Source organism: Candidatus Eremiobacterota bacterium (assembly GCA_031082125.1).
GTDB lineage: Bacteria > Vulcanimicrobiota > CADAWZ01 > CADAWZ01 > Ess09-12 > Ess09-12.
Map to the genome: position 1 here is coordinate 103,044 of JAVHLM010000023.1, position 8,688 is coordinate 111,731.

The 8,688-nt window shown below is 55.8% G+C and carries 6 protein-coding genes; 2 read left to right on the plus strand and 4 right to left on the minus strand.

Annotation, left to right across the window (positions count from 1 at the left end; translation table 11 throughout):
• Positions 1 to 12: 12 nt before the first annotated feature.
• Both RDV48_22345 and RDV48_22350 read left to right on the plus strand, forming a co-directional pair.
• Positions 13 to 1,605, plus strand: a complete 1,593-nt coding sequence (locus tag RDV48_22345) for a radical SAM protein (GenBank protein ID MDQ7825557.1) — start codon at positions 13 to 15, stop codon at positions 1,603 to 1,605.
• Positions 1,598 to 3,022, plus strand: coding sequence for a radical SAM protein (locus tag RDV48_22350; protein MDQ7825558.1), 1,425 nt, complete (start codon positions 1,598 to 1,600; stop codon positions 3,020 to 3,022). The genes RDV48_22345 and RDV48_22350 overlap by 8 nt, the downstream gene beginning before the upstream one ends.
• A gap of 6 nt (positions 3,023 to 3,028) precedes the next feature.
• On the opposite strand, the gene RDV48_22355 is transcribed toward RDV48_22350, so the two are convergent.
• The 4 genes from RDV48_22355 to RDV48_22370 all read right to left on the minus strand — a co-directional run.
• Positions 3,029 to 4,918 carry an adenylate/guanylate cyclase domain-containing protein gene (locus tag RDV48_22355; protein ID MDQ7825559.1) on the minus strand — a complete coding sequence of 630 codons (1,890 nt, stop codon included), beginning with the start codon at positions 4,916 to 4,918 and terminating at the stop codon, positions 3,029 to 3,031.
• Positions 4,919 to 5,009: 91 nt separating this feature from the next.
• Complete coding sequence (locus RDV48_22360) at positions 5,010 to 6,023, minus strand: FecR family protein (GenBank protein ID MDQ7825560.1); 1,014 nt, start codon at positions 6,021 to 6,023, stop codon at positions 5,010 to 5,012.
• A gap of 109 nt (positions 6,024 to 6,132) precedes the next feature.
• Positions 6,133 to 8,268 carry a cyclic nucleotide-binding domain-containing protein gene (locus RDV48_22365; GenBank protein MDQ7825561.1) on the minus strand — a complete coding sequence of 712 codons (2,136 nt, stop codon included), beginning with the start codon at positions 8,266 to 8,268 and terminating at the stop codon, positions 6,133 to 6,135.
• 70 nt (positions 8,269 to 8,338) lie between these two features.
• Positions 8,339 to 8,688, minus strand: a 350-nt coding sequence (locus RDV48_22370; GenBank protein MDQ7825562.1) for a hypothetical protein, incomplete at its 5' end; no start/stop codon positions are given.

Consider the following 8,688-nt stretch of genomic DNA (forward strand, 5'->3'; position numbering starts at 1 on the left):
CACGGGGGAGCCTTGAAAGACATATATGTGCACAGCGACGGGGAACAGTACCTCTCGAGGGTGATGCTCCACGGGGAAAGGGAAGAAGAAGGCAGGACCGTGTCGATCCAGGTCTACCCCGGCCGTGAAAGGACTCCCGCCCCGCCCCCTATGGCGCCCCTTGCACCTGAACATTACCTCTGCTGGAATCCCGGCCTTTTCATGGCGCCCCGCGGCAGAGAGACCCTCATCGTGGAGCCTGAATCGGCCCAGTGGATTGTCCTTGACGAGAGGTATTACTCTCTTTTCAGCCTTGCCCGCCCCGTGACGCCCTTTTTCATGCTTTCAAAGAATCCTTTTGCCCCGCCTGAGGAGACTGAACAGTTTTTTTATTTCCTTCTCTGCAAGAACATCGTGCAAAGAAAGGATTGGCCCCTTCTTTTTCCGCCGGTGATGCCGTCGCCCCTTCACTACCCCAGCTTTTTTTCGATCCATGTCACGGAGAGCTGCAATTTCCGCTGCACATACTGTTACGGTGATGCCCCGTCCAGGGGAAAGAAGATGAAGAAGGAGACGCTCCGTGCCATCATAGACGGAATCTTCCTCCATTTCTCGCGCCAGGATGTGACTATTGAGTTCCATGGCGGCGAGCCACTGCTGGCCCGGGGTCTCATCGAGGCCGGCTGCCGGCAGATAAGGGAGCTCTGGAAGGCAAAGCCTCACCGCCGCTTCCGGATCCTCATCCAGACGAACGGATCGCTGATCACCAGTGAGGACATTGACTTTTTCCGTGAGCATGACATTTCGGTAGGCGTGAGCATGGACGGCCCCAGGGAGATCCATGACAGGAACCGTGTCTACCATGGCGGGAAAGGCACTTTTCGAGATACGATGAGAGGGTTCAGCCTTTTGCGATCCCATGGCATAGAGGGAGGCGTGCTGGCTGTCGTCGAGGAGCCCCGCGACTACGTCCCCGTGGCCCGGTTCCTTTTAGAGATCGGTGTCACCGGCTTCCGCCTCAATCACATGGTGTGCCAGGGGAGGGGCGAGGTGGATCCCCTCAAAGCCCATTCCCGAGGCGAGGCTTTCGCAAGGGAGTATCTCGAGCTCGTGGACTTTCTCGATGAGTACGGGAAGGCACACCGCGAGGAGCGCCTCGATGTATGGCCGGTGAACATCATGCTTTTCCACCTGGCGGAAACCCACAGGCCTTTCATGTGCATGCGCTCTCCCTGCGGCGCGGGAAGCCATGGCCTGGGTTTTGATTACCGCGGCGATATTTATCCCTGCGAGCAGCTTGCTGGTTTTGGGGAGCTGCGAGTGGGCTCAATATTTGACAAGTTGCCCCTGGATGAGCTTCTCGGGGAGAGCCCCGTTATAAAGACGCTCCGCGAGAGGCGCGTTGAGCGGATTGAGAAATGCTGTACCTGCCCGTGGAGGAATTTCTGCGGCGGGGGCTGCGCCGCAGAGTCATTCTCCTGCTATCACGATCTTGCCCACGAGGATCTCCACTGCACCTTCTACCGCCGCACCTTTGAAAACCTCATGTGGGAGCTTCACCGCAGGGGAGACCTCACCCACCTGATGGGACAGTTCGGCCGCCAGAGAGGATACGGTTATGAGTGACAACTATGCGGTTGCAAGGATCGACGGGCTCCATACGAGCGCCCGGGGTGACGAGGTGCTCGTGCTTGAGCCTGATTCAGCCTCATGGGCCGTAATGCCAGAGCGGCATTACGAGGTGCTTGAAGCTCTTGAGAAGCCTCTCTTCTTTGAAGAGATCCTGGAGAGGTTCCCCCACTTTGACGCCCCCTTTCTTCACCGTCTCATAGACAGGCTCCATACCCACGGCATGGTGGAGGTGAACTGGAAGCGCCATTTCCCCCTGCCCCAGGTCATGTGGCGTCCTCTGGACGACGCGCCTCACTATCCCATGGACTTTTACTTTCACATGACAGACGCCTGCAATTTCCAGTGCACATATTGCTACGCGGACGCCAGGACGCGGGGAGCCAGGATGACCCTGGAGATCATCAAGGCTGCCATGGAAAAGGTCTTCCGCGACATGCCCTCACCCTGTGTCTCCTTTGTCTTTCATGGCGGCGAGCCCCTCCTTCTCAAGCCGCTGATCCTCGAGGCCATCGAGTTCTCCGAGAAGACTTCGCGCCGCTTCGGCAAACATGCGAGCTATTCCATACAGACTAACGGCTCCCTTATCGATGACGAGCTGATTGGCGCCGCACTGCACCACCGGATTGAGATCGGCGTGACTCTTGACGGTCCGCCGGCGCTCCATAACAGAACCCGGGTATACCCCGACGGGCGGGGCACCTTCGATGATGTCTGGGAGGCGTCACAGCGAGCCCTGGCAGCCGGGGTGCCCCTGGGGTTCATCTGCATTGTTCATGACCCCGATGATTACCTGAAGAGCTACCAGTTTTTCACTGCCCGGGGCATACTGAGCTTCAATATGCGCTTCAGCTTCGCTGTAGGGCGGGCAAAGCAGGCCTATCAGTTTACCCCGGAGAAAGCTCGGGAAATGGCCCATGGCGCCCTTTCCATGACGGCGCAGGCCCTTCTCTTCTATAAACGCACCGGCAGTGCCCCCCGCATCAACGATCTCAATGCCATGATAAGAAGCCTTGTCTCCAAAAAGCGAGATTACATGTGCATGCGCTCCCCCTGCGGCATCGGGCGCTCCATTATTGCCTTCGGCCCTGAAGGGGAGATATACCCATGCGAGGAGATGAGCCCTTACCGTGAGTACGCCTTCGCGAGTATCTTTGATGCAAAGCCTCTCACTGAGCTCATCGACAGCTCGGAGAAGCTTGCCTGCTACCGTTCAAGAAGGGTGGAGACCATCCCGCGCTGCAGCAGGTGCCCCTGGAGGCGCTTCTGCATGGGCCGCTGCACCCACAAGACCCTTCAATACTATGGGGAGCTTCTGCGGGAGGATCCCTCATGTCTTTTTTTCTCGACGCTCTTTGAGGAGCTTGCCTGGTGGATCCATCGCGACAGGGACCTTCTTGCCCTTGCAGAGTGACAGGGGCTATGAAGGCTGCTTTTTCTCCAGCTTCTCCCAGTCCACCGTGTAGACGTTGAGCTTCAGGGATTTTCCCTTCACCTCGACGGCGGCGAGGTGCTTTGTGGGCGGGTCGCCTTCCAGCTCTTTCATGGTCGTCTCAGTCATGAGGATAGGCGATCCCAGCTCGGAGCTTTTTCCCTGCATGCGCGCCGCCACGTTGGTGGTATCGCCTATGGCCGCCGGCTGGAGCTTCCTGTCGTGGCCGTCCTTGTGGCCGATATAGCCCAGGGTCACCTCGCCGGTGCAGAGGCCGATGCCGACGTCAAAGCTTTTCTGCTTCTCCTCCATGAATTTCCGCTTGAGGGACTCTATGGCCTCGCATATCCCCAGAGAGGCGAGGACGGCTTTACGGGCGTGGTGTTTCTCCTTCCCGTCGGCGCCGAAGACCACCATGTAGGCGTCGCCCTGGAAGTCGAAGATCTCGCCGCCGTTCTCGTAGAGGGGCTTTTTGACGAGGGTGTGGTACTCGACGAGCATGCTGAAGACCTCTTCGGAGGAGAGGGACTCGGAAAGGTTGGTGTAGCCCCTGATATCGGCGAACATGACGGTGGCCCAGATGGGCTTCCCTCCGGCCTCAAAGTCCGTGTGGAGAGGGTCCAGGCGGTCCATGAAGCTCGAGGGGAGAAGGGCCGAGAGGGTTCTCTTCGTGAGGTAGTTCTCTATGGCCGCGTAGCCTATGATAAGAAGAAAGAGTCCCGTGAGGGGGAAGACAAGGGGGAGCCACCAGGAGAGCCAGATTAAGGCTGCAAAGGTGAATACCCCATAGGCCGCGGCGAGGAGTGCCACGCACCAGTATGCCTTTGTCCTGTTCTTTAGCTTGTAGAGGATGAGAGCGGTAAGGAGGGAGAGAATGAAGTAGATTGTATGGTAGAAATCAAGGTAGGGGTAAATTACATCCTGTTCAATGAGGGTTTTCAGCACGTACGCATGGATGAAGCCGCCTGGAATATAGGTGCCCATGGTGTTCTTGTATTGATCGTTTGTGTCCACGGAGTTTATTATGAGCACTGCCTTATCTTTGAATGCGCCCCTGGGCACATTCTCTGAAAGCACATCGTAAAGGGAATACACGGGAAAGATCTCATCAAATACGCCGCGATAGCTCACCACGAACTCATAATGCTTCTTGTGGGCAAACCAGTCGTTGCTCTGCCCTGCGACAAAAACAGGAATCTTGAGGCTCCCGATCCATAAGGTATCTTTACTTATAGACAGATCTTCGGTGCCCATGAAGATTTTTGCCGCTATCACCTCTAGAAGATAGACCATATCAGTATCTGTGGGGTTATGTGCATGCCGGCCTTTGACAAATACAGGGAGTGTTACGATCCTCTCGTCGGGAATGGAAGGCATGATGATGCTCCCCAGAGGAGGATCGGCCTTCCTGAGGATATGAGAGAGGGGGGAGAAGACAACACTGCCATCTCTTGATTTTTCCGGGTCATACCCCACGGAAAAAATAATATTTTTAGAACGCTCAATGGCTTTCCTGAGATCCTCATCACATTTTTGAGATGTGGCGCCGAAAATAAAGTCAAAGGTGATTGCTTTCGGCCTGCCTCCCTCTTCATTATTCAATGTCTCAATAAGCCTCGTGAAGCGTTCCCTCCTTATATCGAGAGGCCATGGCCATTCATCTTTGAACTTTTCAATCGTTTCGCCGTTTATGTTCACCACGACAATGTCTTTTGATTTCACTGGGGGAATGAGCAGGTCGCGGGCTCTCATACGCGTCCCCAGGCTTCTGAATTCGATGAAATGGAAATATGGATGGTTATGGGTACAGAGGATAAAAAGAAAGATCGCCGCGTAAATCGGCAGAAGGAGGCTTTTCCCCGAGAGTCTCATCTTCATGGACGCGTTCCTCTTTTCCACTCATCAAAAAGGCAGGTGGAAGCCATTTCTCTTCACACCTGCCATCTCTTCGCTTCGAAGCTGCAGGCTCCTATTTCCCCATTTTGCTCGCATACTGAGACTTGAACTTCTCCACGTTGATCTTCCAGTCGTCCTGGTGCGCTTTGATCTCCTTGAAGAAGCTCTTGGCCTCAAAGGCAAGCTCCCTCATGGCCTGCTGGTATCTCTGCCTGTTCTTGATGCCGGGGCTTTTCCTGCAGGCAAGGCCGGCTTCCATGACACCGACGAGCTTGTCATTGACGTCAATCATCTTTTTGTGAAAGGCTTCCATTTTTTCAGGAGGGACCACCTCGCGGTACTCCAGGGTGGCCTTTTTCCTGCTGGCAATAAGGGCATCAATTTTTTCCGCAGGCATATCCTTGAAGCGCTCGCCTTCGATGAGATCCTTGGTATCCTCATTGATGCCTTTCAGGACAGTGCCGTATTCCTTCACCTCGTTCACCCATTCGGGCGGCACGTTGCGGGGGAGCTTCTTTATGGTGGGTACCACGCCGCCTCCCATAGGCGGCCCGCCCGGGGTGCCATAGGTGCCGGCCTCGCTTGACTTCACGCGGAACCGCCCCTCTTTTCCGATGGAGACCTCCCCTTCGTTGACCTCGACGGTATTCCCGCTGTTTCCCACCTTGAGGGAGAACTCGGTGCCCTCTATGCCTGCCACGCCCTGCGGGGTCTCAATGGTCACCTTGGTTTTCTGCGGCAGGAACTTTCCGAAGATGTCGCCGATCTTGACAAAGATGCTCTTCTTTTTCACGTTGTAGGCCGTGAGGGTAATCTCCGTGCTGGCGTTGAGCTTGAGCTCCGAGCCGTCACCGAGCATGAGGGCCGCCTGGCAGCCGGCACCGGTCTTGAGGGTGTCGCCTTCATAGAGGTCCATCCCCACCATTCCTTTTCTGGTGGTTCCCTTGTGAGTGACCATGACCTCCTTCTTGATGCCCGTGATCATGGCAATGGAGCCTGTCTCCTCTGCGGCGAGCCATCCCTGCGCCATGCCGCACAGGATCAGTGCAAGGGCAAGAATAAAAAGAGCGTTCATCTGCTTTTTCATAACAACCTCCTTTTTTCAGTAGGACCCTCAGAGCCTGCCAGGGTTTCTCTCTTATCATATTTATTTCTCTTACAGGTTTCTTACACGCGTGAAGAGCTCCCGGACGAGCTCAGAAAGAGCGCTTCTCATCACTGGTCCGCCTCTTGCGGGCCTGGAGAAGGAGCTGGTAGGTGATGCCGGGCACCTTCTGGACAATCTCCTCGAAGTCCTGTTTCTTGAGGACCAGGGCCTTCACCGGCGTGAGGGCGTTGATGCTTGCGGTGCGGCGCACCTCTTCGAGAAGGCCTATCTCGCCGAAGACATCGTTGGCATTGAGGGTGCCGATCTCGCGGGGCATCCCGTCCACTTCCATTATTACCTCGCAGGTCCCCTCGAGGATAAGGTAAAAGGCGTCGGCAGGGTCGCCCTGTTTCACGATGGACGTGCCGGGAGGAAACTCGCTCACAAAGGTGGTGTCAATGATCTTTTTCAGAATCCGCTCGGGGATGTTCTTGAATACGGTGGTCTGGAAAAGGATGGGCCTTATCTCCCCCAGCTTCTGGAAGCGCTCCCTGAGCCCCTCATCGTGGAGAAACTCGTGGAACAGGCCGCTGTCTATCTCCAGGAGCTCCACAGGCGATATGGTGATTATGCTGCTCGAGTGCCTGGTCTCTGAGCCGGGGCTTGATATCTCGCCGAAGAATTCTCCGGCCTGGGCATAGGTGATGAGCTGGTTCCCCTTGACGACACGGACCGTGCCGTTCAGGATGATGTGAAATGACTTTCCTGCCGTGCCCTCGGCGAAGATTATCTGGTTGGGCCCATACTGCTTGATGCTCCCTCTGCTCATGAAGACTTTTACCCAGTTGGGATGGGCCCCCTCAAGAAGGGGTGAGTGGATAATCGAGAGGGCGTCTATGGGCGAGATGAGGGTCTCCTGCTCGAGGATGCGGTAGTTGCCGAACCAGCTTGTCTGAAGGTGCAGGTCCTGGAGATTGCCGTCGATGTTGCTTGTGTGGGTTACCACGAGCTTCATCTTCTGTTCCTCGGGGAGCGACGCAAGGTCGCGGAGGTCAGGATGCACCTCGCCTCCTCCCGCATCCATGAATATCACGCTTGCCTCGGCATCGAGGGGGATGCCCTGCTGAACCCGGTAGGTCTTCTGGTCAATAATCCCGGCCTCGTAAGCCTTGTCAAGCTCCTTTCCCCAGAGCGTGTCGCCTGAGATCAGAATTTTTTTCTCGATCTTCACCCCGATGGTAGGCACGGGATGCACGGCCTCGTGGGCCACGAACTCGATGCCGAACCATCTTCTCGGCTCCCCTGGCATAAGCTCGATGAAGTTGATGAGCTTGTCTACCTCCTCCTCGGGGATATCCAGGATGCAGGAAGCCTTCACCAGGAAGCTCCGGTAGATCAGCCGGCTTGTCATGATGGACACTTTCTTGTCGTTGAGGAGCATGTCCAGGATGTTGGCGTGATCATCGTGGAGGTGGGTTATCACGAAGACCTGGATGTGGTCCATCGAGATGCCCAGTGACTGGAGGCGCTCGCGGAGCCATGGCGATCCGTCAATGGAGATCCCCAGGTAGTGGGCAAAGATGATGAGGCTTGTCGTGTCCCCCGTGGGATCAAACCCCGAGTAAGAGCCCACGTTGATGAAACCGAGCTTCATAGGCTTTATCGGCTGGTTGATAGGTGGAAAGCTCACGTAAGGGGCAGGCCTGTTCTTCACGGTGATATCAACGTCTGCCTTCTCCTCGCCGCAGGAGATCTCGAAGATCGCTTCACTTAAACGGCGAATATGGACGCCCCGGTAAAGGGCGATATGGTCTTCGAAGTGGATGGCATCCACGAGGCTCTCTATGGAGGGGATATCACTCTGGAAATAATTGTGGTAGTCAATTGTGTGGCGTATGATGCGCTCGTCGATGCCCCAGGCCCTCATCTGCTCTTCCGAGGGCCCCATGAGGGTCTGCCTGAGAATTCTGTGCTGCCTCTCCAAGGCGTCGTGGTCGCCTATAAGGGTAAATTTTCCCTTCTCCGGGTCCTTTTTCACAAAGATGTGATAATAGAGGGGAAACTCCACCGAGGCCTGGTTGAGGCCGTATTTGAAGAACGACGAGGGGAGGACCACTGCTGAAGGGACAGGAATCTGCTTCTTTATGAATACCTTGATGATGTCCGAGGGGGAGCCGAACATGATATCGCCCTGGACACACCGGACTACGACGCAGCCCGGAGCAATATTCAGCACTTCGCTCATTGCGTCACCCTCGCCTTCACCGCGTTACCGGCGGCAGCAGAAAGAAGGAAGCCTTTTCAGATTTCATTCCCTATTCTGTCTTGTTTTTTTGTTTCGCTGCATTGAAGAGGCCAATATCGACTATTACACCCAAGACGATGAAAACAATCAGGGCTATGCCGAAGGTATCCAGTTTTTGCTGGGGCAGGGCGATGGTTAAAAGATATCCCAGGAACACGACGGCCAGAAGCCCTGTGATGGCAAGGACCACATAGGCCAGCCCGAGGGGCTCCTCCTCGGCCTCTTCCTCATAGTAGCTTCTCTGGAGCTCCTCCTTCTTGGGGGCTTCAGCCTTGACAGGCTGGGGCCTGGGCTCCTCCTTCTTTGGGGCTTCAGCCTTGACAGGCTGGGGCCTGGGCTCCTCCTTCTTTGGGGCTTCAG

Bases quoted from the DNA above. Each gene is read 5' to 3' on its own strand.
- RDV48_22350 (MDQ7825558.1), top strand. From the start codon at position 1,598: ATGAGTGACAACTATGCGGTTGCAAGGATCGACGGGCTCCATACGAGC.
- RDV48_22355 (MDQ7825559.1), bottom strand. From the start codon at position 4,918: ATGAAGATGAGACTCTCGGGGAAAAGCCTCCTTCTGCCGATTTACGCG.
- RDV48_22360 (MDQ7825560.1), bottom strand. From the start codon at position 6,023: ATGAAAAAGCAGATGAACGCTCTTTTTATTCTTGCCCTTGCACTGATC.
- RDV48_22365 (MDQ7825561.1), bottom strand. From the start codon at position 8,268: ATGAGCGAAGTGCTGAATATTGCTCCGGGCTGCGTCGTAGTCCGGTGT.